19 protein-coding genes are annotated in these 26511 nt (G+C 72.6%); 12 read left to right on the plus strand and 7 right to left on the minus strand.

Annotated elements, in window-relative coordinates; genetic code table 11:
* Nucleotides 1–100 precede the first annotated feature (100 nt).
* The 3 genes from FGE12_RS07405 to FGE12_RS07415 are packed head-to-tail and all read left to right on the plus strand — an operon-like array spanning nucleotide 101 to nucleotide 3450.
* On the plus strand, nucleotides 101–622 hold the full coding sequence (locus FGE12_RS07405; RefSeq protein WP_153865691.1) for a MarR family winged helix-turn-helix transcriptional regulator: 522 nt from the start codon (nucleotides 101–103) through the stop codon (nucleotides 620–622).
* A 55-nt stretch (nucleotides 623–677) separates the two neighbouring features.
* The gene (locus tag FGE12_RS07410) at nucleotides 678–1895 is read left to right on the plus strand and encodes an HlyD family secretion protein (protein ID WP_153865692.1); all 1218 of its coding nucleotides are present in this window, start codon (nucleotides 678–680) and stop codon (nucleotides 1893–1895) included.
* A 13-nt stretch (nucleotides 1896–1908) separates the two neighbouring features.
* Nucleotides 1909–3450 carry a DHA2 family efflux MFS transporter permease subunit gene (locus tag FGE12_RS07415; protein WP_153865693.1) on the plus strand — a complete coding sequence of 514 codons (1542 nt, stop codon included), beginning with the start codon at nucleotides 1909–1911 and terminating at the stop codon, nucleotides 3448–3450.
* A gap of 67 nt (nucleotides 3451–3517) precedes the next feature.
* On the opposite strand, the gene FGE12_RS07420 is transcribed toward FGE12_RS07415, so the two are convergent.
* Entirely contained in the window at nucleotides 3518–5035 is a 1518-nt protein-coding gene (locus FGE12_RS07420) for a hypothetical protein (protein ID WP_153865694.1), read from the minus strand.
* Nucleotides 5036–5160: 125 nt separating this feature from the next.
* The gene (locus FGE12_RS07425) at nucleotides 5161–6111 is read right to left on the minus strand and encodes a pyridoxal-phosphate dependent enzyme (RefSeq protein ID WP_153865695.1); all 951 of its coding nucleotides are present in this window, start codon (nucleotides 6109–6111) and stop codon (nucleotides 5161–5163) included.
* Between the two features lie 94 nt (nucleotides 6112–6205).
* On the opposite strand from FGE12_RS07425, the gene FGE12_RS07430 reads away from it, so the two are divergent.
* Nucleotides 6206–7051 (plus strand): DUF3667 domain-containing protein, encoded by an 846-nt coding sequence (locus tag FGE12_RS07430; protein WP_194797680.1) that lies wholly within the window; start codon nucleotides 6206–6208, stop codon nucleotides 7049–7051.
* Nucleotides 7052–7718: 667 nt separating this feature from the next.
* Here the strand turns inward: FGE12_RS07430 and FGE12_RS07435 are convergent.
* Nucleotides 7719–8135, minus strand: coding sequence for a hypothetical protein (locus FGE12_RS07435; RefSeq protein WP_153865697.1), 417 nt, complete (start codon nucleotides 8133–8135; stop codon nucleotides 7719–7721).
* Nucleotides 8136–8524: 389 nt separating this feature from the next.
* Between FGE12_RS07435 and aroF the strand changes: the two genes are divergently transcribed.
* The 8 genes from aroF (at nucleotide 8525) to FGE12_RS07475 (ending at nucleotide 16373) form a co-directional block, all read left to right on the plus strand.
* Nucleotides 8525–9568, plus strand: coding sequence for a 3-deoxy-7-phosphoheptulonate synthase (gene aroF, locus FGE12_RS07440; RefSeq protein WP_153865698.1), 1044 nt, complete (start codon nucleotides 8525–8527; stop codon nucleotides 9566–9568).
* A 235-nt stretch (nucleotides 9569–9803) separates the two neighbouring features.
* Nucleotides 9804–10829 (plus strand): anthranilate phosphoribosyltransferase, encoded by a 1026-nt coding sequence (trpD, locus tag FGE12_RS07445; protein ID WP_194797712.1) that lies wholly within the window; start codon nucleotides 9804–9806, stop codon nucleotides 10827–10829.
* Nucleotides 10826–11617: an indole-3-glycerol-phosphate synthase gene (locus FGE12_RS07450; protein ID WP_153865699.1), complete on the plus strand. Its 792-nt coding sequence runs from the start codon at nucleotides 10826–10828 to the stop codon at nucleotides 11615–11617. Before trpD ends, FGE12_RS07450 begins: the two co-directional genes overlap by 4 nt.
* Nucleotides 11614–12276, plus strand: a complete 663-nt coding sequence (locus FGE12_RS07455; RefSeq protein ID WP_153865700.1) for a phosphoribosylanthranilate isomerase — start codon at nucleotides 11614–11616, stop codon at nucleotides 12274–12276. The genes FGE12_RS07450 and FGE12_RS07455 overlap by 4 nt, the downstream gene beginning before the upstream one ends.
* Nucleotides 12273–13499: a tryptophan synthase subunit beta gene (gene trpB, locus FGE12_RS07460; protein WP_153865701.1), complete on the plus strand. Its 1227-nt coding sequence runs from the start codon at nucleotides 12273–12275 to the stop codon at nucleotides 13497–13499. Before FGE12_RS07455 ends, trpB begins: the two co-directional genes overlap by 4 nt.
* Entirely contained in the window at nucleotides 13499–14314 is an 816-nt protein-coding gene (gene trpA, locus FGE12_RS07465) for a tryptophan synthase subunit alpha (RefSeq protein WP_153865702.1), read from the plus strand. Before trpB ends, trpA begins: the two co-directional genes overlap by 1 nt.
* A gap of 37 nt (nucleotides 14315–14351) precedes the next feature.
* The gene (locus FGE12_RS07470) at nucleotides 14352–14822 is read left to right on the plus strand and encodes a hypothetical protein (RefSeq protein ID WP_153865703.1); all 471 of its coding nucleotides are present in this window, start codon (nucleotides 14352–14354) and stop codon (nucleotides 14820–14822) included.
* Nucleotides 14823–14831: 9 nt separating this feature from the next.
* Nucleotides 14832–16373, plus strand: a complete 1542-nt coding sequence (locus FGE12_RS07475; RefSeq protein ID WP_153865704.1) for a type IV pilus twitching motility protein PilT — start codon at nucleotides 14832–14834, stop codon at nucleotides 16371–16373.
* Between the two features lie 29 nt (nucleotides 16374–16402).
* Here FGE12_RS07475 and FGE12_RS07480 read toward each other — a convergent pair whose 3' ends face one another.
* From FGE12_RS07480 to FGE12_RS07495, 4 genes are all read right to left on the minus strand, one after another.
* The gene (locus FGE12_RS07480; protein WP_194797681.1) at nucleotides 16403–16930 is read right to left on the minus strand and encodes a DUF6321 domain-containing protein; all 528 of its coding nucleotides are present in this window, start codon (nucleotides 16928–16930) and stop codon (nucleotides 16403–16405) included.
* Nucleotides 16931–17108: 178 nt separating this feature from the next.
* Nucleotides 17109–17453: a PilZ domain-containing protein gene (locus FGE12_RS07485; protein WP_370458906.1), complete on the minus strand. Its 345-nt coding sequence runs from the start codon at nucleotides 17451–17453 to the stop codon at nucleotides 17109–17111.
* A 156-nt stretch (nucleotides 17454–17609) separates the two neighbouring features.
* On the minus strand, nucleotides 17610–19799 hold the full coding sequence (locus FGE12_RS07490; protein ID WP_153865705.1) for a M13 family metallopeptidase: 2190 nt from the start codon (nucleotides 19797–19799) through the stop codon (nucleotides 17610–17612).
* A gap of 161 nt (nucleotides 19800–19960) precedes the next feature.
* Nucleotides 19961–26446 carry an RHS repeat-associated core domain-containing protein gene (locus FGE12_RS07495; protein WP_153865706.1) on the minus strand — a complete coding sequence of 2162 codons (6486 nt, stop codon included), beginning with the start codon at nucleotides 26444–26446 and terminating at the stop codon, nucleotides 19961–19963.
* Between the last annotated feature and the right edge of the window lie 65 nt (nucleotides 26447–26511).

Genomic DNA, 26511 nt, shown 5'->3' on the forward strand with positions numbered 1-26511 from the left:
CTCCGCTTGTAGCCCGCCGAAACCCACTTGGGGATTGCGCATCTCTGAGCCGGGAGTTAATTAGGCCGCTAAACAATTTACTTAGGCCCCGTACCAATTCATGTCCGACGCTGCTTTCACCCTCCTGAACCTGCCGAAGTTCGAGACGCTGCAGGAGCACGCCCGGCGCTTCCCGATGCTGGACGCCAGCGCCATCCGCACCAGCCTCGCGCTGCGGCGGGTGGGCCAGGCGCTGGATGACGCCTACGACGCGCACTACGCGCGCCACGGCCTGAGCCCCGGGCGCTTCACGGTGCTGATGATGCTCGCCAAGGCGCCCGAGCACACGCTCACGGCCGGCGAGCTCGCCGAGTGCTCGAGCGTGACGCGCGCCTCGATGACGGGGCTGCTGGACACGCTGGAGGCGGCGGGCCTGGTGCAGCGAGAGTCCTCCTCGGAGGACCGGCGCCGCACGCTGGTGCGCCTCACGCCGGCGGCGCTCGAGCAGCTGGAGCGCATGCTGCCGGACCACTTCCGGCGCACGGCCGCCCTGATGGCCGGCCTCAGCGAGAGCGAGCGCACCACGCTCGTCGAGCTGCTCACGAAGATCGCCGCGGCGGTGCCTGCGGTGCGCGACCCCTGAACGCCTTTCGCATCTCCATCACCTCTTCACCCCGACTCCCCGCTTGAGCCCTCCTATGGATTCCGCTGCCACCCCGTCTCCCGTCTCCACCCCTACCGCTGCCCCTGCGCGCAAGGCGCGCGCGAAGGTGGTGCTCCCGGCGCTGATCGGCGTCGCACTGCTCGCCGGCCTCATCTTCTGGCTGGTGGGCCGCGGCAAGGAGTCCACCGATGACGCCTTCGTCGAGGGGCGCGTGGCCAACGTGTCCGCGCGCGTGGGCAGCCAGGTGGCGCGCGTGCTCGTGAAGGACAACCAGGTGGTCAAGGCCGGCGACGTGCTCGTCGAGCTGGACCGCACCGAGCTGGACGCGCGCCTGCAGGCCGCCGAGGCCGACGCGCTCGCCGCCCAGGCGCAGCTGTCCACCGCCCAGGCGCAGCTCGCGCTCACCGAGCAGACGGCGAACGCCAACCTGCGCCAGGCGCGCGGCGGCGTGACCCAGGCCAACAGCGGCGTCTCCGGCGCGAAGGCGAGCCTCGACCAGGCCCGCGCGGACGTGCAGGTGGCCCAGACGAAGCTCGCGCTCGCGGAGAAGGAGAACGCGCGCGCCGAGTCCCTGGTGGAGCAGAAGGTGATCAGCCAGGCCGAGCGCGACGCGCGCCAGGCCGCCTACGACACGGCGAAGGCCGGGCTGCTGCAGGCCCAGGCGCGCCTGCAGGCCACCGAGGCCAGCGTGGGCGGCAGCTCCGGCGGGCTCGAGCTCGCCCAGGGCCGCCTCACCCAGGCGCAGACCGGCCCGCAGCAGGTGGCCGCGGCGCAGGCCGCGGTGAAGGCCGCCGAGGCGAAGGTGAAGCAGACCGAGGCCGCGCGCCAGCTCGCGCAGCTCAACGTGAGCTACGCGCTGGTGAAGGCCCCGGTCAACGGCACGGTGAGCCGCCGCACCGTGGAGCCCGGTCAGAACGTGAGCCCCGGCACCAACCTGATGGCCCTGGTGCCCACCGACGACGTGTGGGTGGTGGCCAACTTCAAGGAGGACCAGGTGGGCGAGATGCAGCCCGGCCAGAAGGCCAAGGTCGAGGTGGATGCGTTCGGCGGGCGCGAGTTCGAGGCGCACGTGGACAGCCTCGCGGGCGCAGCCGGCAGCCGCTTCAGCCTCCTGCCTCCGGACAACGCGAGCGGCAACTTCGTGAAGGTGGTGCAGCGCATCCCGGTGCTGCTGCGCTTCAACGATCTCCCCAAGGACGTGCAGCTGCGCCCCGGCATGAGCGTGGAAGCCACCGTCTACACGAGCAAGTAAGGGCGGAACGACCTTGAGAAGCGAGCACATCGAAGGCAGCAAGGTGGGCATCACCATCGCGGTGATGCTCGCCGCCCTGATGTCCGTGTTGGACATCTCCATCGTCAACGTGGCGCTGAGCGACATCCGCGCGAGCTTCGGCACGCCGCTGGATCAGATCGCCTGGGTGTCCACCGGCTACATGATGGCCAACGTGGTCGTCATCCCGATGACCGGCTGGCTGCAGCGCAAGTTCGGCTACCGCCGCTACTTCACCTTCAGCATCCTGCTGTTCACCGCAGCCTCGGTGCTGTGCGGGCTCTCGTGGAACCTGCCCTCGCTGGTGGCCTTCCGCATCCTGCAGGGCGTGGGCGGCGGCGCCATCATCCCGACCTCCCAGGCGATCCTCTTCGCCCGCTATCCGCAGGAGGAGCACGGCATGGCCGGCGCGCTCTTCGGCCTGGGCGCCATCACGGGTCCCCTGCTGGGGCCCACCCTGGGCGGGTACCTCATCGAGTGGGCGAGCTGGCACTGGATCTTCCTCATCAACGTGCCGGTGGGCTTGCTCGCCGCGTCCATGGCGTGGAAGGAGATCAAGCAGCCCTACTTCGAGCCCACGCGCGAGAAGGTGGACACCTACGGCATCGGCCTGCTCGCGGTAGGCATGGCCACGCTGCAGTACACGCTCGAGGAGGGCAACCGCGAGGGCTGGTTCGACTCGGTGCTCATCACGGTGACGGCCGCCATCGCCGCCATCTCGCTCATCACCTTCATCGTGCACGAGCTGGAGGCGCCCCACCCGGTGGTGGACCTGCGGGTCTTCGCGAACAGATCGTATTCCGCCGCCACGGGGCTCAACTTCCTCACCGGCACGGCGCTGTTCAGCGCGAGCTTCCTCTTCAGCCTCTACGCCGGCACGGTGATGCGCTACTCGGCGCTCGACATCGGCCTGCTCTTCCTCAAGGGCAGCGCCATCCAGGTCGCGATCATGCCGCTGGTGGGCCGCTTCGGGAACAAGGTGGACGGCCGCTACCTCATCGGCTTCGGCGTGCTGATGATGTGCTGGTCCCTGTGGACGAACGCGCACCTCACCGCGCAGTCGAGCAACCTGCAGATGATGGCGCCCATCTTCATCCGCGCCTGCGGCCTGGGCTTCCTCTTCGTGCCGCTGAGCGTGTTCGCGCTCTCCGGGCTGCCCGCGCACCAGCGCGGCAACGGCGCAGGCCTCTACAACCTCACCCGCGAGCTCGGTGGCAGCATCGGCACCGCGTGGATGAGCAGCGCGCTGGACCGCCGCACCAAGCTCTACCACCTGAGCCTGGGCGAGCACGTGGACGCCTTCAACCAGTACGCGCAGGAGCAGCTGCGCATGCTGCAGGGCGCGTTCACCGGCCGCGTGGCGGACCCCTTCAGCGCGGCGCTGCAGGTGCTGAACCAGAAGGTGAGCGCGCAGTCGCTCATCCGCGCGTTCAACGACAACTTCGAGGTGCTCACCTTCCTCTTCGCGCTCTCGCTCGTGCTGATCTTCATGCTGAAGAAGCCGGTGCCGGGTGTGAAGATCGAGGGCGCGCACTAGCGACTCTGCGCTTCCGTCCGTCGGCCGGGGCCCGTCCATCCGCGAGGTGGACGGGCCCTCTGCCTTTTCAGGGGATGCTGAAGCGGTAGGTCTGCGAGCTGCCCGCGTACTCGAAGTCGCGCACGTTCTTCGTCGCGCCGCGCTCGTTGCGCTGCGCGAGCTTGAAGGAGCCGATGCCGTTGCGCACCTGGAAGCGGAACTCGTAGCTGCCGGGCTCGGTGGGCAGCGCGAGCTCGGACATGCGCGAGACCGCGAGGTTCTCGAAGCCCGCGAGCGGCTCGCCGGCTTCCGCGCGCCGCACGAAGCCCACCGCGCGCACGAACGGAGAGCCTCCCGTGAGCACCAGGAACTGCGGCTCCGCGGCGGGGCGCGCGGGGGCAGCGGGCTCGGAGGACGCCTCGGGCTCTGCCGCCCGTGCGCTCCCCTTCCCCGCGCGCCGGCCCTTCGACTCCTCCGCGCCGGTGTCGGCGGTCTCGTCGGGTGCGGCGGGCTCCGCCTTGCGCTTGGCGCCGCGGCCCGCGCGCGCAGGGGCCTCGGATGCCGCGGGAGCCTCTTCGGACGAGGGGCTGGCGGAGGCCTCCCCGGACGACGCCGCGGCCGCCGCGCTCGCGGAGGCAGCGCCTTCCTCCTCCGGAGCCACCGCACCTGCGGCCTGGGCATCGGAGGCCTCCGGGCCTGCAGGGGGCGCCTCTGCGTGCGATGCCGCGCCCTGGGCCTTGCGCGCCCGCTTCGTCGCCGTGCCCTCGGCAGGCTCCGCGGGAGACGCCGCGGGCCCGCCCTGCTCCGCCGGGGGCGCTTCCGGGGCGGGCGGGGACTCGGAAGCTGCGGGGCTGGCGGCGGACTTCCCCCGCTTCGAGGCCGGGGCCTTCTTCGCCGGTGCCGTCTGCTCCGGGGAGCGCGGCTCTGCGCGCTCGGAGGCCCCCGCCTCTCCGGCGGGCGCCTCCTTGGCCTTCGTGCCCTCCGCCGCCGCGGGAGTCTCCTGGGCCTTCACGCCCTCCGCCGCGGGAGTCTCCTCGACTGCCGCGCCCCGCTGCTCGAAGGTGGTGCCCGTGTCGGGTGCCGCGGCCTTCTTCGGGGCAGCGCCCTTCTTCGCGGCGGGGCTGCTCATGTCAGGGGTGGGAGCCTTCTCCGAAGCGGCGCCCTTCCCGGAGGGAGCCTTCGTCGCGGGTGCAGCCTTCTTCGCAGACGCTGCGTCCTTCGCCGCGGCGTTCCCCTTCTTCGCCGCCGGCGGCCTGCTCTCGGGTGCAGCCTTCTTTCCAGCGCTCGCCCTGCTCACGGGTGCAGCCTTCTTCGCAGCAGCCGGCACCTTCATCGCGGGCGCCGTCTTCTTTGCGGCGACAGCCTTGCCCGCAGGGGCAGCGTTCTTCGCAGCGGGAGCCCTCCCCACGGATGCGCCCTTCTTCGCAGCGGGCGCCTTCTTCGCAGGCGTGGCCTTCCCGGTGGGAGACTTCTTCGCAGCGGGCGTCTTGCCCGCGGGGGAGGCCTTCTTCGCGGTCGGAGGCGCCTTCTTCGCAGGCGCAGCCTTCTTCGCGGCGGGCGGGGCCTTGCGGGCGGTGGGTCGGGGGGTCGGACGACGCTGGGCCACGGAGCTCCTCCTCGGGTGGGGCGGTGCGGGCGGCACCGTCCGCTGCTTCGAGGTGGGTAGTGCAGCGGCCCGGACGCCGCAAGGCGCACGTTCGGCCCGCGTCCGCCCGAGGGCCTTTCTGCCCCCTACTCGCCCGCCTCGCGGCCCGAGGTCGCCCGGCCGGCGTGCCAGGCGCGCAGCTTCTCCAGGTCCACCGCGATGCCGCCACACACGACGAGCAGCGGCCGCTGGAAGGGCGCGAGCACGTCCAGGCGCCCGTAGGCGACCGCGAGCGCCGCCCCGCACGCGGGCTCCACCAGGACGCGCAGGTCATCGGCAAAGCACAGGCAGGCCTCGGTGGCCTGGGCGTCCGTCACGGTGACGCTGTGCACGCGGTGGCGGCGCGTCCACTCGAGGGCGGCCGGCGCCACGCGCTTGGCGCCCAGGGTGGTGGCGATGGAGGTGATGGCCGGCAGGGTGACGAGCGCGCCCGCTTTCACCGAGGCGTGGAACGAGGCCGCGCCCTCGGTCTCCACCGCCACCACCGGCACGTTGGGAAGGCCGTTGCGGTGCAGGCCCTCGAGCACGCCGCACAGGAGGCCGCCTCCGCCCACGGAGCACACCACCGCGTCGAGGCCGCCCTCGGCCTGGCGCACGGCCTCGTCGATGAGCGTGGCATTGCCGTCCCAGATGTCCGGATGGTCGAAGGGCGGCACGTACACGCCGCCCTCGCGGCACAGGCGCAGCGCCTCCTCGTTGGCCTCGTCCCAGACGCTGCCGTGCACCTTCAGCGTGGCACCGATGGCCTGGATCTGCCGGCGCACGGACTCCGGGGTGGTGTGCGGCACCACGATGGTGGTGGGCACGCCGAGCGAGCGCCCCGCGACGGCCGCCGCGAAGCCCGCGTTGCCCCCCGAGGGGCACACCAGGTGGCGCGCGCCGGCCTGCACCGCGCGTTGGCACATGCGCCCGATGCCGCGCAGCTTGAAGGAGCCCGAGGGCTGCAGGCTGTCCATCTTGAGCAGCACCTGCTTGCCGAGGGCGGCGGAGAGCGGGTCGTGGCGCAGCAGCGGGGTCGTGATGTGCAGGTCGGCCATGGGGGCTCACTCTATGTCCGAGGCGAGCCGGGCGCGGCTTCGGTTAGAGTGGGCTGCCCTCCGGCTCCTCTGGTCGGACGGCCGGGGACCCTCCATGCATTCGTCAGCGTCCGGCGCCGCCTCGGTGACAGTCGGCGGCGCAGCCCGTCACTGCACCCAGTGCGAGGCCGAGCTCCACGGCTCCTACTGCGCGCAGTGCGGCCTCAAGCGCTTCGAGCGGCACGACCTCTCGCTCGAGCACTACGCGCACGAGGCCTTCCACGAGATCTTCCACGTGGACGGGCGGCTGTGGCGCACCCTGCGGCTGCTGTTCACGCGGCCCGGTCAGCTCACGCAGGAGGCGGTGTCGGGGCGCCGCGCGCTGTCGGTCACGCCGATGCGGCTCTTCCTGCTCACCAGCGCCCTGTTCTTCTTCGTCGGGCACACCAGCTACTTCACGCTGGACACCATCGTCCGCTACGAGCCGGGCTCGACGCCCGAGGCCTCGATGGCGAAGGCAGAAGGGTTCTACGCCTGGAAGGGCAAGAAGCTCGGCCAGCCGCCGGAGCTCGTGAAGGAGCACCTCGAGGCGCAGTTCGCGAGCCGCAACAAGCTCGCGCAGATCGCGACCGTGGGGCTCTTCGTGCTGCTGCTCGCCGGGCTCTACCTGGGAAGCGGGCACTACTTCGTCGAGCACCTCATCTTCGGGCTGCACGTCTACAGCTTCCGCTTCATCTTCAGCACGCTCACAGAGCCCCTGATCGTGAAGCTGAAGGTGCCATGGCAGGTGAGCCTTCCCATCGGCACGCTCGTGATCGCGAGCTATCTGTTTCTCGCGCTGCGGCGCGTGTATGGCGGCCACCCGCTGGCGACCGCGCTGCGCACGCTGGTGCTGGTCGCTGCGTTCCAGGTGTTCACCTTCTTCGCCGTCTACCTCTCCATCACGAGCGTGATGCACTGAGACGGGCGAGCGCGCTCGGAGGAACCTCGCGTCGTGACGGGTGCGCCTCGTGGATGCCGAGCGCGCTTGGGCGCCGGCCTGCGCGACGCTCCGGGGGTGCGGAGCCGTCGAACGAGCGACTCTCGCTGCGCCCAGGGGTGTTACGGCTTCTCAGCCAAGGGCTCCCGCACCCTGAGGCAGGACTCTCTCTCGCCTGCGAGGTACCTCGCCTGCCACCTCCGCGCGCACCGAGGCCGCACCAGAATCTACATGCACCCTGGTGCGGACCTCATCCCGGAGGAGGGGCCTCGGGGCCCGTAAGACGTACCGGAAAAGCCCCGACATCTCAGAACAGGTGCGCGCGACTCCGCGGCCGGAAGGGTGCCCCTCCCGGGCGCAGGTCGGTGTGGTGCTGAATACGAACCTCGGGACTTTTGAAATCTCCCGAGGTTCGTACACAGGGGCGCGCACGACCGAGCCCGACACCCCTCTGGTGCATCCCCGGAGCGCCTCGAAGGGCAGCGCCCTCTCGCGCTCGGCGCATCCGAGGGGAGCCCGTCCCGTCGTGGCTTCCCCCTGAGCCGGTGCGTGAAGGGCACAGTGCTGCGGATCCACTCCTCTGCCGGGGACAGCTGCGCCCCATTGGCTCAGGGCCAACTCGAGCGAGCGACACAGAGCGACTCCGCGCTCACGGCGTGACGCCCACGCACTTGCCCGCCTCGCAGCGCGCGGAGCCGGGGTTCGCGCAGCGCACCACCGCGCCGCCGCACTCCACGCGCGCCGCCGCGGCGTCCACCTCTGCGGCGCGCGACGCGTTCACCGGCTGCGCGCAGGTGCAGGTGCCCGCACCGGCGAGCGCACACGCCTCTCCCTCACGGCAGGCCTGCGCGGACTGGACGAGGTCCTGGAGCTGCTCGGAGCTCATCGCCCCGCCGCCTGCGTCCTGCTGCACGGCCGCCGCAGGCGCGCTGGCGGGCGCGGCGGTAGGAGCCGGTGCGGTGGGCGCGCTGGCCTCGGGCGCACGCGCCGAGCGCTCGCAGCCCGCGAGCCCTCCTCCGAGCAAGAGCAGCGTCGCGAGTGAAAGGGTGCGCAGAGAGGTCTTCATGGCCGGGCTCCTCGAGCATGCGAGATGGCAGCTGCGGAGGGCAGCTTGTCCCCTCGCTGCCCGGCAAGGAAGCACGCAGCGGCGCCCCGCCCCTTGCTTCGAGGCCCCGGGGCTGGGGCGCACCGTGACGTGGGAGGTGCTTCGGGTGAGGGCCACGGGCACCGAGCGCGGGATGGCACGAGAAACTCCGGGCAATTAGGTGCAGTGGCTTCACCCGCAGTGGGGCCCGCTTGCTCCCACCCGCAGCAACGGGGGAGACTCGCTCCCCTGGACTCAAGTTCCTCCCACGGAGGTCGAAACCAGTCACGGGGTGTTCCCCGTACTCGTAGCCCGCAGCACCTCGTCGCCGAATCCTCGGCGCGAGCCACTCATAGGACCAAGGCACTTCCATGTTGATCGTGATGCGACCCGACGCGACGGCCCAGGACATCGAGCGTGTGAACGACGAGATCCGCCGCCGTGGTTGGCGTCCCCATCCGATCCCAGGAGGCAGCCGCACCGCGATCGGCATCACCGGCAACCCCGGTGCGGTGGAGCCCGAGCCCTTCCGGGTCCTTCCTGGCGTTGCGGACGCAGTGCCGATCAGCCAGCCCTTCAAGCTGGTGAGCCGCGAGGTGAAGCCGGACGACACCCGCTTCTCCATGGGCAACCTGGAGATCGGCGGCAACGCCCTGCACGTGCTCGCCGGGCCCTGCTCGGTGGAGAGCCGCGAGCAGATCCTCTCCACCGCGCACGCGGTGAAGGCGAGCGGCGCCACCTTCCTGCGCGGCGGGGCGTTCAAGCCCCGCACCAGCCCCTACGAGTTCCAGGGCCTGAAGCTGGACGGCCTGGAGCTGCTCGCGGCGGCGCGCAAGGAGACGGGCCTGCGCGTGGTGACCGAGGTGAAGGACGTGGAGACGCTCGCGTCCGTCGCCGAGCACACGGACATGCTGCAGATCGGCGCGCGCAACATGCAGAACTTCTCGCTGCTCGAGGCCGTGGGAGACCTGCGCAAGCCGGTGCTGCTCAAGCGCGGCATGAGCGCCACCCTCAAGGAGCTCTTGATGGCGGCCGAGTACATCGTGGCGCGCGGCAACACCCAGGTCATCCTCTGCGAGCGCGGCATCCGCACCTTCGAGACGATGACGCGCAACACGCTGGACCTCAACGCGGTGCCCATCCTCAAGAACCTCAGCCACCTGCCGGTGTTCGTGGATCCCTCCCACGGCATCGGCGTGCGCAAGGCGGTGCCGGCCATGTGCCGCGCCGCGGTGGCGGTGGGAGCGGACGGCCTCATCATCGAGGTCCACCCGAACCCGCCGATGGCGAAGAGCGACGGCTTCCAGTCGCTCGACTTCGCCGAGTTCGAGCGGACCATGGCCGAGGTGCGCGCGGTGGCGCAGGCCGTGGGCCGCACCGTCGCCCGGCTCGGCGAGCGGCCAGGCGCTGTCTGACCCATCCGGGGCCGGATGCGCTTGCACCGGCCCCGGAATCCGAAGGACACTGACGTCAACCTTCACCTCCTGAAGAGGGAACGAGGCAACTCCATGTCGATCGTGAAGCAGACCCACCCGGCAGCCCAGGACTTCTCGCGTGCGAACGACGAGTTCCGCGGCTGGCGTTGGCGTCGCTAGCCCATCGACTGAGACCCCCGCAGCACCGGCCCGCGCGCCCAGCGCGGGCCTCCCCATCAAGGAAGCACTCGGCAAGGTCGTCTGCCGGCGAGACCTGACCCGCGAGGAGATGGCCCACGTCATGGGCCAGCTGCTCGCCGGCGAGGCCACGCCTGCGCAGGTGGCGTCGTTCGCCACGGCGCTGCGCATGAAGGGCGAGACCGAGGACGAGCTGCTCGGAGCGGCCGAGGCCATGCGCGCCTGCGCCGCGCGGCTCAGCCCCTCGGCCGAGATCGTGCTGGACACCTGCGGCACCGGGGGTGACGGCGCGCACACCTTCAACATCTCCACGGCCGTGGCCTTCGTGGCCGCGGGCGCGGGCGTCACCGTGGCGAAGCACGGCAACCGCGCGGTGAGCAGCCGCTGCGGCAGTGCGGACGTGCTCGCCGCGCTGGGGCTCACCCTGGAGCGTCCCCACGCGGACGTGACCCGGGACATCGACACGCACGGGCTGGGCTTCCTCTTCGCGCCCAGCCACCACTCCGCGCTGCGCCACGTGGCGCAGGCTCGGCGCGAGCTGGGCTTCCACTCGGTGTTCAACCTGCTCGGGCCGCTCACCAACCCCGCGGGCGCGCGCTACCAGCTGCTCGGCACCTTCGCCGGGGAGCGGGTGGAGCAGACGGCGCGCGTGCTGGGGCGGCTGGGCAGCCGGCGCGCCTGGGTGGTGCACGGGCACGACGGGCTGGACGAGCTGTCGCCCTGTGGGCCCAGCGACGTGGCGGAGCTCGGCGAGGACGGGCGCGTGCGGCTGTTCACGCTGCGCCCCGAGGACGCAGGGCTGCGCCCCGTGCCGCCCGAGAGCATCAAGGGCGGTGACGCGGCGGAGAACGCGCAGCGGCTGCGCGCCCTGCTGCGGGGCGAGGAGCGCGACAGCGGCGTGCGCACCGCGGTGCTGCTCAACGCGGCGGCGGCGCTCGTCGTCGTGTCCAAGGCGGTGGACCTGAAGGACGGCGTCGCCCGGGCGGCGCACGCCATCGACTCGGGCGCCGCGGCGGCGAAGCTGCAGGCGCTCGTCTCCGGAAGCGGAGGCCCCACCCCATGACCCCGTCGACCTCCCCCACCGTGGACCTGCTCGCCGCCATCTTCGCCCGCAAGCGCGAGCAGCTGGCCCACCGCGCCCCGCTCCAGGCGCCGCGCGCCGTCCCCGCGCGCCGCCCCTTCCTCGAGGCCCTCACCTCCCCGCGCGCCCACGTGCACGTGATTGCGGAGGTGAAGCGCAAGAGCCCCAGCGGGGGCCTCTTCCCGCACCCGGACCTGGTGGCGGTGGCGCGCGCGTACGCGGCCGCGGGCGCGAGCGCGCTCAGCGTGCTCACGGACGCGGAGGACTTCGGGGGCAGCCCCGAGGACCTCCTGGCCATCCGCGAGGCCGTGGCGCTGCCCGTCCTGCGCAAGGACTTCCTCTGCGCCCCGCAGGAGGTGCAGGAGAGCGCGGCGCTCGGCGCGGACGCGGTGCTGCTCATCGCAGACGCGCTCGAGGACGCGCTGCTGCAGGAGATGCTGCACGCGGCGCGCGAGGCGCGGGTGGATGCGCTCGTGGAGGCGCACACCCTGCAGCACGCCGAGCGCGCGCTCGCGGCCGGGGCGCTGCTCGTGGGCATCAACAACCGCAACCTCGCCACCCTGCGCACCGACACGGCCACGGCGCTGCAGGTGCTGCCGGGGCTGGTGGGCCGGGCGCGCGGGCTCGTGGCGGAGAGCGGGCTGCGCACGCGCGAGGACTTCGCGGCGGCGCGCGCCGCGGGCGCCCACGCGGTGCTGGTGGGCGAGTCGCTGCTGCGCGACGCGGACCCGGGCCGCGCGCTCTCGCGCCTGCTCGGAGGTGCATCTTGAGTGGGCTCATCAGCGGGCCCACCCGGGTGCGCGTGAAGGTGTGCGGCGTCACCCGGCTCGAGGACGCGCAGGACGCGTGGGAGGCCGGCGCGGACGCGCTGGGGCTGAACTTCTGCGCGCGCTCGCCGCGCTGCGTGTCCCCCGAGGCCGCGGCGGCGCTCGCCCGCACGCGGCCTCCCTTCGGCAGCGTGGTGGGGGTGTTCGTGGACGAGGCCCCCGCGCGCATCCGCGCGCTCGTCGCGCAGTGCGGCCTCGGCGCCGTGCAGCTGCACGGGGAGGAGCCGCCGGAGCAGTGCCGGGGCTACGGCGTCCCCGTCATCAAGGCCGTGCGCGTGCGCGGCCCCGCGGACGTGGCGCGGGCGCGCGCGTACGTGGGGGCGGGCGACGTGCGCGCGCTGCTGCTGGACGGCGCCTCGCCCGGCCAGGGCGTGGGCTTCGACTGGGCGCTGCTCGAGCCCTTGCGCGGCTGCGGGCTGCCCCTGCTCGTGGCCGGCGGCCTCACCCCCCAGAACGTGGAAGCTGCCGTGAGGGCCACGCGCCCCTACGGCGTGGACGTGGCCAGCGGCGTGGAGCGTGCGCCCGGCCTCAAGGACCCCCGCGCGGTGCGCGCCTTCGTGCGCGCCGCCCAGACCCCCTTCATGCAGGAACCCCACCCATGAGCACGCAGAACGACCCCCAGGCCACCCCCGGCCGCTTCGGCCCCTTCGGCGGCCGCTACGTCCCCGAGACCCTCGTCCCCGCGCTGCAGGAGCTGGAGCAGGCCTACGACGCGGCCCGCCAGGACCCGCAGTTCCAGGCCCACGTGGCGCAGGTGCTGCGCGAGTTCGTGGGGCGCGAGACGCCGCTCACCCCCGCGCGCCGGCTCACCGAGGCGTGGGGCGGTGCGCAGGTGTGGCTCAAGCGCGAGGACCTGGCGCACACCGGCGCGCACAAGATCAACAACACCGTGGGCCAGGTGCTGCTGGCCCGGCGCATGGGCAAGCGGCGCATCATCGCGGAGACGGGCGCGGGCCAGCACGGCGTGGCCACGGCCACCGCGTGCGCGCTCTTCGGCCTGCCCTGCGAGGTGTTCATGGGCGCCTCGGACGTGGAGCGCCAGGCGCTCAACGTGTTCCGCATGCGCGCGCTGGGCGCCACCGTGCACCCGGTGGAGAGCGGCAGCCGCACCCTCAAGGACGCGATGAACGAGGCGATGCGCATCTGGGTCGCGCGCGTGCACGACACCCACTACGTCATCGGCAGCGCGGCCGGGCCCCACCCCTTCCCCACCCTGGTGCGCGACTTCCAGTCCGTCATCGGGCGCGAGGTGCGGCGCCAGGCGCAGGAGGCCTTCGGGCGGCTGCCGGACGCGGTCATCGCGTGCATCGGCGGCGGCTCCAACGCCATCGGCGCGCTGCACCCCTTCGTGGAGGACGCGGGCGTGCGGCTGGTGGGCGTGGAGGCCGGCGGCCGCGGCCTGCACACCCGCGAGCACGGCGCCTCGCTCACCCTGGGCAGCACGGGCGTGTTCCACGGCATGCGCTCGCTCGTGCTGCAGGACGAGCACGGGCAGATCCAGGAGGCCCACTCCATCAGCGCGGGCCTCGACTACCCGGGCGTGGGCCCCGAGCTCGCGCACCTGGCGAAGGCGGGCCGGCTCGAGGTGCGCTCCGCCACGGACGAGGAGGCGCTCGCCGCCTTCTACGAGGTGAGCCGCACCGAGGGCATCCTGCCTGCCCTGGAGACCAGCCACGCCTTCGCGCGCGCCGCCGAGCTCGCGCGCGAGCTGGGCAAGGGCAAGCACCTGGTGGTGAACCTCTCGGGCCGCGGGGACAAGGACATGGGCATCATCATGAAGCACCCCATGCCGCAGGCCCCCAGCGCCGAAGGGAGGGTGCACTGATGGCGCGCTCGGAGAAGGCGCTCGGACCCCTGCAGGCCGCGTTCGCGCAGGCCCGCGCGCGCGGCGAGTGCGCGCTGGTGGGCTACGCGATGGCTGGAGACCCGGACCTCGCCGCTTCGCTCGAGGTGTTCTGCGCCATGGTGGAGGGCGGCGCGGACGTGCTGGAGCTCGGCGTCGCCTTCAGCGACCCCATCGCGGACGGGCCGGTCATCCAGGCCGCGAGCGAGCGCGCGCTGAAGGCCGGCGCCACCCTGCCCCGCGTGCTCACCGAGCTGGTGCCCGCGCTGCGCAAGCGCTGCCCGCACACGCCGCTGGTCATCATGACCTACGCGAACGTGGTGCTCGCCTACGGTGAGCAGCGCTTCGCGGAGACCGCCGCGGCCGCGGGCGTGAGCGGCGCCATCCTGCCGGACCTCCCGCCCGAGGAGAGCGGCGCCGTGCGCGACCTCTTCGACCGCGCGGGGCTGGACCTCGTGCCGCTGTGCGCCCCCACCACGCCGCCCGCGCGCGCGCAGGGCATCGCCCGCGAGGCGCGCGGCTTCCTGTACTGCGTCTCCGTGGCGGGCGTCACCGGCATGCGCGCGGAGCTCCCGCCGGAGCTGCGCGGGCGGCTGGACCTGGTGCGCGCGGCCTCGCGCGTGCCGGTGGTGGCCGGCTTCGGCATCTCCACGGCGGAGCAGGCCGCCTCGCTCGCCGCCCACGCGGACGGGGTGGTGGTGGGCAGCGCCATCGTGCGCGCGGCCCACGCCGGGGGCCCCGCCGCGGCGCGCCAGGTGTGCGCCGAGCTCAAGCGCGGGCTGCGCCGTGCGCCCTGAGCGCCCGGGCCGGCCGATTGCAGTGGAGGAGCAGCGTATGTCCGATTACCACGTCCCCAAGCGCCGCCTCCCGGTGCAGCTCACCCTGGTGGGCGGCAGCCGCGTGCACGTGCAGCTGTTCCTCTCCGCGCGCGCCAGCGGGCACGGCGGCGAGGAGCGGCTGGAGGACCTGCTCAACGGCCCGCACGACTTCCTGCCCGCGCAGGAGGTGGGCAGTGGTGAGACCCTCCTGATCAACCGCGCGGCGCTGGTGGTGGCGCGCGTGACCCACGGTGAGGTCACCGACCCACCGGAGGAGGTGGGCGCGGGTGCGGAGCACGCGGTGCAGGTGCACCTCCTGGACGGCAGCGTGCTCGCGGGGCGCATCTGTTACGCTCGCCCCGAATCCAGCGCCCGTCTGAGCGACTTCCTCAACGAGCCGGCCCCCTTCCTCGAGCTGCAGACTTCGGAGGGGACGGTGTTCGTGAGCAAGCGGCACGTGGCTCGCATCACCGAGGAAGCACGCTAGTCCCGACCCATGCCCAAGCTCGACGCTGCCATCGAAAAACTCTTCCGCCAGGGCGCCACGGAGTTCGTACTGCGCACCGGTGAGCTCCCCCAGATGCTCTCGCCCTCGGGTGCGCAGCCCGTGCTCAAGCAGAGCCTCAACAGCGCGCAGGTGATCGCGCTCATCGCCGAGCTCGCGCCGTACCCGCTGCAGGAGGCGCTGGCGCGTGAGGGGACGCAGGTGTTCAGCTACGCGAGCACCCCGGGCCGCGTGCGCGTGCAGGTGGAGCTGGTGGGAGGCCACGTCATCGCCTCCGTGCGGCCCGAGGCCATGGCCATGGCCCCGCCGCCGAGCCCCGCGCCTGCGGCCGCGCCCGCGCCTGCGCCTGCGCCCCGGGCAGCCGCCGAGCCGGTGGCGCCGCTGCCGAACGTCGTCGTGCCGGTGGGCGAGCAGTCCCAGCGCAAGCTCCCGCCTGCCGACGCGCGCGGCGCGATGGAGTTCCTGCTCAAGGAGATGGTGAGCCGGCGCGCGAGCGACCTGCACCTCTCGAGCGATACCGGCCCCATGTTCCGCATCGACGGGGACATCTGCGCGGACCCGGCGCTGCGCCCGATGACGCCCGAGCGCCTCAAGGAGCTGCTCTGGAGCATCGCCCCGGAGCGCAACCGCGAGGAGTGGGAGCGGACCAAGGACACCGACTTCGCCCACGAGACGGCGGACGCGCGCTTCCGCGTCAACGTGTTCGCGGACCGCCGGGGCATCGGCGCGGTGCTGCGGCAGATCCCCACCAAGATCAAGAGCGCCGAGGAGCTGGGCCTGAGCTCGCACCTGCTCGAGCTCTGCCACCTCACCAAGGGCCTGGTGCTCGTCACCGGCCCCACCGGCAGCGGCAAGAGCACCACGCTCGCCGCGATGCTCGACTACGTCAACACGCACCGCTCGGACCACATCATCACCATCGAGGACCCGATCGAGTTCGTGCACCCGAACAAGAAGTGCCTCGTGAACCAGCGCGAGATCGGCGTGCACACCCAGGGCTTCAAGAACGCGCTGCGCGCCGCGCTGCGCGAGGACCCGGACGTGGTGCTGGTGGGCGAGCTGCGCGACCTGGAGACCATCTCCATCGCCATCGAGACGGCGGAGACCGGCCACCTGGTCTTCGGCACCCTGCACACCAACACCGCTCCCTCCACGGTGGACCGCATCATCGACCAGTTCCCCACCGACCGGCAGGCGCAGGTGCGCACCATGCTCTCCGAGAGCCTCAAGGGCGTGGTCTCGCAGACGCTGTGCAAGCGCATCGGCGGCGGGCGCGCCGCGGCGCTCGAGGTGCTGCTGGGCACCGGCAGCGTGGCGAACCTCATCCGCGAGGGGAAGACCTTCCAGCTGCCCTCCATCATGCAGACCGGCAAGGCGGCCGGCATGGTCACGCTCAACGACGCGCTCTTCGACCTGGTGAAGCGCGGCGTGGTCGCGCCGGCGGACGCGCTGTCCAAGGCCGTGGCCAAGACCGAGTTCAAGGCCATGCTCGAGCGCGGCGGCTTCAAGCTGGAGCAGGCCGCCGCGGCCTAGCGTCCTCGAGGGTCCCGGGGCCCGCGCGCTCAGCGCCGGGCCGTGGAGCGCTTGCGCGCCGGGGCCTTGCGCGCCGTCGTCTTGCGTCCCGGGGAGGCCGCGCGGCGCTTGCCCGCGGCGGCGCTGGCCGCGCGGCGCTTGCCGCCCGCGGCGCCCTTCCCCTTCGACTTCGTGCGCGCGTAGCGCTCGAGCAGCTGGTGGCCCTTCTGGGCGAGCTTGCGCGCGGCGGCGAGCGTGCGCGGCACGGGCTCGCCCCACGCGTGCGCGGAGAGGGCGAGCCGGGTGGGCTGCCCCTTCGCATCCAGCATGGGGCCGCGCGGGTGGGCGAAGTGGCGGCGCAGGAAGCTGCCCTTGCGCCGCAGCTTCTCCGGCGTGTCCGCCCGGCCCTGCACGCCGGGCTTGAGGTGGGCCCCCTCGGTGCGCCGGAAGTGCGCGCGCCCCGCGGCGGTGAGGCCTCCCTTGGGGTTCTTCAGCGCGCTCCCCGCGCGCTTCGTGCGGGTCTTCGCCCTGCTGCTGCTGCTCGTGCTCCGGCTCCGGCTCGCTCGACGGCTGGCCACGGCGCTCTCCTCCTGAAGGGGTGGGCTCGCACACCAAGGTGGCGGTGCGGGCGGCCTTCGGCAGCGAGGAGGCGTGCGAGCGCGTGCGGGTCTGGCCCTGCGCCAGCGCGAGGAGGAGCCGCGGCGCACGGCGCGCAGATCCGCGCGGCGGGGCAGCTCCGTAGCGGGGGGCCCTGCGCTAGTCCTCGTGCACGAGCACGGCCTCGAGCCGGTGGCCCGCGTCCGCGGGCACGTCCGTGAAGGCGAGGCCCACCTCGTAGCGCGCGGGCGCATCGGCGGGCAGCGTGACGGTCCACACCACGCGCGCCTTGCACTCCATGGAGGTTCCGTCCGGCAGGAAGAGGTCCAGCACCAGCTCGGCGCCGTCGCTCTGCTTCTCGTCCGAGTAGATGCGGGCGCCGCCGAGGCTCACGTCCAGCACCTTGTTCTTCGCCGCGAAGGACAGCCGCGCGGGGCGCGAGTACACGGGCGCCTGCAGGCGGGGGAAGCGGCGACGATCCGGGGGCGTGTCGGAGGGGCTCACGCGCGCGATGCTACGCGAGGAGCGCGCCCCCTGTATCTCCCCCTGCCCGGCGCGGCTTCGACTGCTCGACGGAAGACGCGCCGGGTGGGAGCGAGCCCTACTCCGGGCACTCCTCGACGGCCCTGGCGGGGCTCACCCCGCCAGGGCCGCGGGGCACTACCACATGTGCACGCGCTGCTCGGGCGTCAGGTACAGCGCGGTGCCCGGCTTCACGTCGAAGGCCTTGTACCAGGCGTCCACGTTGCGCACCGTGGAGGCGCGCTGCTCGCCGGGGGAGTGCCCGTCGGTGAGCAGGAGGCGGCGCAGCAGGGGCTCGCGGTACTTGGTGCGCCACACCTGGGCGAAGCCGAGGAAGAAGCGCTGGTCGCCCGTGAAGCCGTCCAGCACCGGGGCCTCCTTGCCGCCCAGCGACATGTGGTAGCCGCCGAACGAGGCCGCGATGCCGCCCAGGTCCGCGATGTTCTCGCCGAGGGTGAGGTTGCCGTTGATCGCCAGGTCCGGCAGCGGGTGGTAGCTGCTGTACTGGTCCGCCAGCTCCTTGCCGGCCGCCTTGAACTTCTCCCCGTCCTCCTTCGTCCACCAGTTGGCCAGCTTGCCCTGCGCGTCGAACTGGGCGCCGGTGTCGTCGAAGCTGTGGACGATCTCGTGGCCGATGACCGTGCCGATGCCGCCGTAGTTCACCGCGGGGTCCGCGTTGGGGTCGAAGAAGGGGGGCTGCAGGATGGCGGCCGGGAAGATGATGGCGTTGAGCTGCGGCGCGTTCAGCGCGTTCACCTCCTGCGGCACCATGAACCACTCGCTGCGGTCGATGGGCTGCCCCAGCTTCGCGAGCTGGCGCTTCGTCTCGAAGCGGCTGTAGCGCTCCAGGTTGCCGTACGCGTCGCCCGGCTTCACCTCGAGGCTCGAGTAGTCGATCCACTTGTCCGGGTGGCCGATGCCCACCTTGAGCGTGGTCAGCTTCTCCTTCGCCTTCACCTTGGTCTCGGGCGTCATCCACTCCAGCCCGTCGATGCGGGCGGCGAGCGCCGCGATCACGTTCTTCACCATCGCGTCCGCCTGGGCCTTGGCCTCGGGCGGGAAGTACTTCTGCACGTAGAGCTTGCCGATGGCCTCACCGAGCGCCTCGTTGGTCAGGTCCACGCCGCGCTTCCAGCGCGCGCGCTGCTCCTTCGCGCCGGAGAGGGTCTGGCCGAAGAAGGCGAAGCTCTCGTCCACGAAGGCCTTGGGCATCACCGCCGCGGCGCGCTCGACCGCGTGGTAGGCGAGGTAGTCCTTCCAGCTCTGCATCGGCTCCGCGCCCACCAGCTTCGCGAGGCCGGTGATGGCGCTGGGCTGCCAGACGATGAAGTGCTGCTGGTCCCCGAGCCCGCCCGCCGTGAGGTACGCGTTCCAGTCCAGCCCGGGGGCGCGGCGCGCGAACTCGCTGCGCTTCCACGGGTTGTTGGTGTGGGCCACGTCCTGCGTGTCCTCCTGCTTCCAGTGCACGCGGGCGATCTTCGTCTCCAGCGCCATCACGCGCTTGGCCGCGGCCTCCGGGTTCTTCACGCCGGCCAGGCCGAGCATCTTCGCCACGTGCTGCACGTACTGCTGGCGCACCTCCTGGAACTTGGGGTTGTTCTCCAGGTAGTAGCTGCGGTCCGGCAGCATGAGGCCGCCCTGCATCAGCACCGGCGCGTAGCGGCTGGGATCGTTGAGGTCCAGGGTCACCCACACGCCCATGAGGCGCTCGGTGTTGACGTCGCCGGTGTTGAGCGCGTCCACGTCCGCGCGCAGCGTGTCACCCAGGTACTGCGAGAGCGCCTTGCGATCCTTGAGCCCCTGGATGCGCGCGAGCTCGGGCTGGAGCGGCTTCGTGCCCTGCTGCTCGATGCCCTGCTCGTCCATGTACGTGTTGAAGTAGTCGCCGATCTTGCGCGTCTCGCTGCCCTCGGGCGCGTCCGCCTTGGCCGCTCCCTCGATGAGCGCGCGGTTCACCTTGGCCGCGTCGTCCGCGAGCTTCGTGAACATCCCGTACGACGAGCGGTCCGCGGGGATCTCCGTGTTCTTGTCCCAGGTGCCGTTCACGAACTTGTAGAAGCTGTCGCCCGGGGGCACCGAGCGGTCCATGCCGGCGGTGTCCACGCCGAAGGTGCCGTAGGTGGGCTTGGGGCTCGCCGCGGGCGGCGGCGGCGCGGGCGTGGCCGGCGCGGCCGCGGGCGCGGTGGAGGCGGTTGCGGCCGAAGCCTTGTCGGCCGAGGCCTTCTCGGCCGGGGCCGAGCTGGCGCACGCGGCGACGAGCGCCGTGGCGGAACCGGCCAGCAGCGCGCGCAGGGCGGCCGTGGCCAGGGGGTTCTTGCGGAGGATCATGTGTCGGGCTCCTGAGGGGAAACGGGACGGCGGGCAGAACAAAGCGCGCCGCGAACAAAGTGCCCAGAGCCTTGTTCCCGCCCTGCTCGCCAGAAAGCACGGCGCCCCGGTCCCATTCGTGGGACCGGGGCGCCATGGCCCGGTGCGTCAGGGCCCGCGGCCTAGAACAGGAGGTAGGGGTCTCCGGCGCTCCAGAAGTAGCCGCCGCTGATCACGTCCGTCAGGTACATCTGCACGCTCTGCACGAGGCCGATCTCGAACTCGCGCTGCGGGTAGTAGGTGCTGCCGATGACGAAGGGCTGGCCCTGGATCCACGACTCCACGTCGTTGGGGTGCACGTCGTACCAGGGCAGCTTCTCGCTCAGGCCCGCGCGGTAGAGGCTGCGGCTCGCGATCTGCCCGCAGTTGCGCGTGATGAGGTTGTACACACCGAAGATGGCGTCCGGCTCGTTGAAGTCGGTGCTCTCGAGCAGCGTGTACTCCAGCTGCGACTCTTGCAGCGGGGTGAAGTCCAGGATGTAGCCGTTGCCCTCGCGGTACTTCTGCGCCTCCAGGTACTCGGAGAAGGGGATGGGCTTCTTCATGCCGCCCGTCTCCCAGGAGTAGGACATGTCGTTGATGCGCATGGAGACGTGGCCGCCCGCGGACTTGTAGTGCTCGATGGCGTAGACGGGCTGCCAGATGATCATCTCCGTGTCGAAGCCGAAGGGGTCGCGGCCGGAGACGGGGTTGCCGCGCGCGAACGCGTAGAGGTTGAAGCCGTCCGCCATGCCGCGCCGGTCCGGCTGGGTCCAGCGGCCCAGGGCCGGGCTCGCGTAGCGGTCGCGGTGGTAGCGCAGGCCGCTCGCGTCGTGCTCGCGGCCCATGAAGCCCAGCGCCAGCTGCGGGCCCCCGCTCGTGCTGCTCGTGCGCTCGCCGAAGGCGTCGTAGCCGTAGCTCTTCACCACGCGGCCGCTCGCGTCCGTGACGGCGTAGATGCTGCCCAGCGCGTCCGCGAGCGGGAAGTAGACGCTGCCCGCCTGCTCGAAGGAGAGCAGCTCGTCGATGGCCTGCGGGTGGCTGAGGTAGCGGGTGCGCGTGGCGCCCGCCCCGTCCAGCTCCGCGAGCACGCTCACGCCGTCGGTGAGGTAGCGCTGGGTGGCCTGCGGGGACTGCTGCGAGACGCGCTGGCCGTTCGCATCGTAGGTGTACTGGTACTTCGTGCCGTCCGGCAGCTGCAGCTCGCGCAGGCGGTCCTCGCGGTCGTACACGTGGCGGCGCACCTGGGTGCCGGTGGTCTCGGTGCTCAGGTTGCCGTCCGGGTCGTAGGCGAAGGCGGTGCTGCTGGTGGCGCCGCCCGCTCCGGAGCTGGTCAGCGCGGTGACCTGGTTGAAGGTGTTGTTCGTGTACGTGGTGGTGCGGGTCTGGGGCGCGCCGTTGAGCACGCCGCTCATGTCCGCCATGGCCTGCCGCGTGCCTTGCGCGGTGAGGGTGTAGCTCACCTTGCGGCCGTTGCCGTAGGACACCGAGGTGAGGCGCAGCGCCTCGTCGTAGCCGTAGGTCTCGAGGCTGCCGTCCACGCTGCGCTTGCTCGCGAGCGTGCCGTCCGCGTTGTAGGTGTACGCGAAGCCCGCGAGCGCCGCGTCCCCGCGGGTGTGCACCAGCGAGAGCAGCTGGCCTGCGGCGTCGTAGGTGTATACCGAGCGCACGCCGTTGGGGCGGCTCACCCAGGCGCGGCGGCCCAGGGCGTCGTAGCCGAAGGTGGTGGCGCGGCCGGCCGCGTCCGTCATGCGCACCAGGCGGTTGTCCGCGTCGTACGCGTAGGTCGTGGCCACGCCGTCCACCGTCATCTTCGTGCGGTTGCCCGCGGCGTCGTACGCGTACTCGATGACGCTGCCCAGGGTGACGTCCTCCACGCGGGTGAGGCGGTCCACCGCGTCGTACTTCAGGTGGCGCTCGTGGCTGGGGGTGCGCTCGAGGGTGCGGTTGCCGTGCGCGTCGTAGTCGAAGGTGTAGACGGTGCCGTCGTCGAAGCGGCGCTCCTTCAGGCGGCCCGCGGCGTCGTACACGCGGGTGTGCACCTGGCCGCTCGCATCCGTGCGCGTCTGGGGGCGGCCCGCGTCGTCGTAGCCGTAGCGGGTCTCGCGGCCCAGCGGGTTCACGTCACTGACCACGCGGTTGGCGAGATCGTACACGCGATGGGTGTTCTGGCCGCCCGCGCGCACGTCCGAGCGGTTGCCGCGCGCGTCGTAGCCGTAGCTCACGCTGAGCAGCGGGCTCGCGGCGGACTCGATGCGCCCCCAGGTATCGTAGCCGTAGGTGACCTGGGCCATGCCCGGGCCGCTCTCACTGGTGAGGCGGCCGCCCGCGTCGAAGGTGCGGGCGGTGAGCCGGCCGAGCGGGTCCACCACGCGGGTGATGCGGCCCGCTGCGTCCAGCTCCGCCTGGGTCACGTTGCCCAGCGCATCCACGCTGGCGCAGGGCTGCGCGCCGACGCTCGCGTTCGCGCAGTACAGCTGCGTGTTGCGCGCGCCGTCCGGCTCCACCGTCTCCACCACGCGGCCCAGCGGGTCGCGCGTCCAGACGGTGCGCCCGCCGCGCGGGTCCACCTGCGCCCGCATGCGGCCCTCGCCGTCGTACTCGTAGCGGGTGACGGCGCCCGTGGGCTCGGTGCGCTTCACCATGCGCCCGCCGGCGTCGAACTCGAAGGTGGTGCGCGCCGTGCCCTGCACCATCGCGGTGCGGTGGCCCGCGGCGTCGTACTCGTACTCGGTGCGCACGCCCGCCGGGTCCACGTGGGCCTTGATGCGGCCCAGCGCGTCCGGCTCGAAGCGCTCCACGCCCTGCAGCGGGTCCGTGCGGGAGGTGAGGAAGCCCGCGGGGTCGTAGGCCATGCGGGTGACCTTGCTGTCCGGGCTGGTGTACGTCTCCACGCGCCCCTCGGGCGTGTACGTGAAGCGCTCCACCGCGTTGCCCGGCGCGGTCACGGTCTCCAGCATCCCGCGCGCGTCATAGGTGTAGCTCGTGGTCTGGCCCGCCTCGGCGCGGGTCTTCAGTCGCCCCGCGCTGTCGTAGGTGAGGAACACCGCGCTCTGGCCCGCGAGCGTCTGGGTGCGCACCACGCTGAAGGTGGAGTCGTAGCTCCAGGTGGAGAGTGCGCCGGTGGGGTCCTTGATGCTCAGCACGTTGCCGCGCGCGTCGTACGTGGTCTGGGTGAGGCCGCCGCGCGCGTCCTTCTGGGTACGCAGCAGGCCCCCCTGCCAGGTGTTCTCGGTGCGGTTGCCCAGCGGGTCCACCACCGCGACGGGGTTGCCGTCCGCGTTGTGGTAGCGCACCCACTGCCCGCCGTTGCGGTCCGTGTACACGCTGGCGCGCTTCACGGCGTCGTAGGTCGCGCTGGTCTGCTCGCCCAGCGGGTTGCGGCTGCCGATCCACCGGTCCTGGAAGTCGTAGAAGTTCTGGTAGCGCTTGCCGCGCTTGTCCACGCGCGCGGTGAGGTTCAGGTCCCCGTCGTACTCGTAGCGCTCGGTCTCGCCGGTGGCGTCCGTGGCGGCCACCAGCGCGTCGCCCTCGTACGCGTAGCGCACGCTGCGGCCCGCGCGGTCCTTCACCTCGGTGAGCTTGCTGCCCACGTGCGTGAAGGTGAGGGCCGGCTGGCCGTGGGTGTCCAGCACCTGCGCGAGCAGGCCGCCCGCATACACGAGCGTGGCCTTGTGGCCGCTCGCGTTCTGCATGCGGGTGAGGCGGCCCGCCGCATCGAAGTCGAACTGCACGCCGTCCGTGGAGCGCAGGTTCCAGCCGCCGCCCGCCACTGCGGCGAGCGCGAAGAACTGGCCCGCGGGGGTGACGAAGGTGCCGTTCGCCTGGCGGTCGAAGCGGATCTCCCGCCAGTCGTCCTGCACGTAGGTGACGTCGCCGTCGGCCTCGGGGCGCAGGAAGACGCCGTAGGTGGAGATCCACCCGTAGCCCAGGTCCGTCAGGCCGCGCGCGCGGCTCGCGTAGGTGCGCTGCAGCAGGAGGGGCAGGCGCAGGTTGGGCAGCTTCAGGTCCACGAAGTACTCGCGCCAGTTGCCGCTCGCCATGTCCACGCGGGAGTTGTCCACCTCCTCCGAGGAGCCGCAGGCGTTGCAGCCGGACTCCGGCGTGGGGCTGGGGCCGGTGGACGCGCCGCCGTTGAGCAGCTGCCCGATGCGGTAGCCGCCCTCCCCCGTCACCGGGTTCTCCAGGATGTAGCCGATCTGCTGCGTGTACTGCAGGTAGTTCACCGGGCGCTCGGGGATGGTGACGCGCCAGCCGGCGGCCAGCGCCTCGTCCACGTGCGAGAGCGTGTCCTGCGGGTAGCCCGTGAGCGCATCGCGCCCGGCGGGGTGCGCGCCGCTCAGGTGGTACACCTTCACGCCCTGGCTCGCGGCGGCCTGCAGCGTGCGCACCGCGGACACGCTGGGGGTGCTCAGCGTCTCCTCCCACGTCTTGTGCTCGAGCGCGCTGCCCTGGTGCCCGATGAGGCGCAGCAGCGCGGGGATGCCCGAGCTGTCCGCGTCACGGCTGAGCAGCGCCTGGTAGAAGTTCACGTCCAGCACGTAGAGGCCGCGCGCGAGCGCCACCGGCGTGCCGTTGCTGCTGCCGCCCGTGGCCACCTTGAGGTCGCGCCCCGCCATGCCCTCCACCGCGAGCGGCACCACCACGTGGCCCTGCATGCCGGTGATGCGGCGGCTCGCAGTGTTGAGCGACTGCGCGTAGCGCGCGAGCGCGAGCTGCGCCTGCGCGTCCTCGCGCTCCTCGCCCTTCGCGTCCGTCGCCTGCTGGCGCAGCTGGGTGATGCGCTCGGCCGTGGGCGTGCCACCCACCGAGCCCAGCGCGTACACCGAGCCCGCGATGGGCTGGTGCGCGGAGAGCGCGGGGCTGGTGCCGGGCAGCGTGGTGCGCACGGTGAGGCTCTGGGTGATGCCGGGCATCACGGGGGCGAAGCGGCGCACCTCCACGCCGTCCACGCGCAGGGAGGGCGCCACCTTCACCTGGTAGGGAGCCACGTTCTCGAGGCCCCCGGCCTGGCTGATGCGCGCCTCGTCCGCCGGGGTCGCACCGGGGTAGCGCAGGGAGAGCGAGCGCCCCTCGAGCTCCGCCATCTCGAAGCGCTGCGCCTGCCCGTCCAGGGTGAGGTCCACGAAGTGGCGCATGTTCTCGGGGGGCCGGGAGAAGAGCAGCAGGCTCTGCTCCACCTTCGCCGGGTGCTCCGCGGGCAGGAGGCGCAAGGGCTCCTGCACCATCTGCGCGTGCAGCAGGGCGTCATCCAGCGTGTTGCACAGGTTCTTCGCCTGCGCGGCCGCGAGCAGCTGCGCTTCGAACACGTCCAGGGGCGTCTCGGCCTTCGTGCCGGAGAGGTAGGCGTCGAAGTCGAAGGTCACCAGGCCGCGCAGGTTCACCCGCTGGGTGTAGGCCATGCGCTTGAGGCCGGGGTCGAGGCGCACCCACAGCCTCTCCGCGCCGCTGCCGCCGCCCGTGCCTCCGCCGCGGTACTGGCCGTAGGAGACGAAGGCGCGCACCCACGCGCGCTCCGCGAGCACGCCCTTGCCGTCCTCCGTCACCTGCGCGGGGATGCCCGCGCGGCTCATCAGCGAGGCGGCGAGCGCGGGGGCCTCCAGGCCCGTGAGCGACTGGGCCTGCGCCGCGGAGAGGCGCACCGCGCCGTACTCGTAGCGCGCCGGCACGCCCGAGGCGCGCAGGAGCGCGATGAGCAGCGAGGCCTGGTCGAAGTCGTTGCCGCGCGCCTCCGCCAGCGTCGCCGCGGCGCCCTTCTTGCTGCCGTAGTACAGCTCCGGCTCCACGCGGGTGTGCACCCAGTTGTAGAGCGCGAGCGGCGTGCCGCCGAGCTTCGCGGCCAGGGCCTTCACCTCCTCCGTCTGCAGCGTCTCGGGCGTCTGGGCGAGGTCCTCGTCCGCCGGGGTGGGCAGCGCGGCCATCACACCCGCGAGCGCACCGGCCCCGTACGAGGCCACCTGCACGCGCGGCGCGCCGTGGCCCTGCAGCACGTCCTGCACCGGCACCAGCGCGCCGTTCCACTGCTCCACCCAGGTCTGCCCGCCCTGTGCCTCGGCGTAGAGCTCGCGCAGCTGCGGGGTGAGCGCGCCGTGGCGCGGGGCGAGCCGCGGCGTGCGCTGCTGCACCTTGAGCTGCTGGGCGCGCGAGGGCGCAAACGAGCGCTCCGGCGGGCGCGGGGCGCCGCGGCGCAGGGCCTCGCCGAGCCCGGGGGCATTGAGCGCCGCGAGCTTCGCCTGCGTCTGCGCGTCGCTCAGGCGCTGCGCGCGCGCCTCGGCGAGGGCGCGCAGCACGGGCGCGTCGGGGTCGGCGGCGCCCACGCGCTGGGCCTCGGCCTTCGCGCGGGCGAGCCGCTGCTGCTGCACCTGCGCCTGGGCGTAGGTGCGCGCCTCGTCCAGCGCCGCCTTGCGCCGCGCGGTGGCCTCGCTGCGCTGCTGGGCGAAGTAGGCCTCGGGGTCCGCGAGCTGCGCGGGCGAGAGGCCCAGCTGCTGCGCCGCCTCGGCCAGGGACTGGCGCTGGGCGCGCTCGGCGGCGAGCGCCTGCGAGAGGGGCTGGCCGCTGAGGAAGAGGGTGGTGAGGACTGCGAGGGTGGACGTCAGGGCCCGGAAGCTGGCCGTCTTGCGATTGAACATGGCGCTGCCTCTGTGTGGGGAGCTGGGGCGCCCCCGCCCGCTCGGGAGCGGGGGCGCCCACAGGA

Origin of the sequence: Aggregicoccus sp. 17bor-14 (genome assembly GCF_009659535.1) — a bacterium.
In the GTDB taxonomy this organism is placed as follows: Bacteria; Myxococcota; Myxococcia; order Myxococcales; family Myxococcaceae; genus Aggregicoccus.

Coding starts and splice junctions, on each gene's coding strand:
- FGE12_RS07495 (WP_153865706.1), bottom strand. CDS start 26,446: ATGTTCAATCGCAAGACGGCCAGCTTCCGGGCCCTGACGTCCACCCTC.
- FGE12_RS07475 (WP_153865704.1), top strand. CDS start 14,832: ATGCCCAAGCTCGACGCTGCCATCGAAAAACTCTTCCGCCAGGGCGCC.
- FGE12_RS07490 (WP_153865705.1), bottom strand. CDS start 19,799: ATGATCCTCCGCAAGAACCCCCTGGCCACGGCCGCCCTGCGCGCGCTG.
- FGE12_RS07435 (WP_153865697.1), bottom strand. CDS start 8,135: ATGAAGACCTCTCTGCGCACCCTTTCACTCGCGACGCTGCTCTTGCTC.
- FGE12_RS07410 (WP_153865692.1), top strand. CDS start 678: ATGGATTCCGCTGCCACCCCGTCTCCCGTCTCCACCCCTACCGCTGCC.
- FGE12_RS07450 (WP_153865699.1), top strand. CDS start 10,826: ATGACCCCGTCGACCTCCCCCACCGTGGACCTGCTCGCCGCCATCTTC.
- aroF (WP_153865698.1), top strand. CDS start 8,525: ATGTTGATCGTGATGCGACCCGACGCGACGGCCCAGGACATCGAGCGT.
- FGE12_RS07470 (WP_153865703.1), top strand. CDS start 14,352: ATGTCCGATTACCACGTCCCCAAGCGCCGCCTCCCGGTGCAGCTCACC.
- trpA (WP_153865702.1), top strand. CDS start 13,499: ATGGCGCGCTCGGAGAAGGCGCTCGGACCCCTGCAGGCCGCGTTCGCG.
- FGE12_RS07405 (WP_153865691.1), top strand. CDS start 101: ATGTCCGACGCTGCTTTCACCCTCCTGAACCTGCCGAAGTTCGAGACG.
- FGE12_RS07425 (WP_153865695.1), bottom strand. CDS start 6,111: ATGGCCGACCTGCACATCACGACCCCGCTGCTGCGCCACGACCCGCTC.
- FGE12_RS07430 (WP_194797680.1), top strand. CDS start 6,206: ATGCATTCGTCAGCGTCCGGCGCCGCCTCGGTGACAGTCGGCGGCGCA.
- trpB (WP_153865701.1), top strand. CDS start 12,273: ATGAGCACGCAGAACGACCCCCAGGCCACCCCCGGCCGCTTCGGCCCC.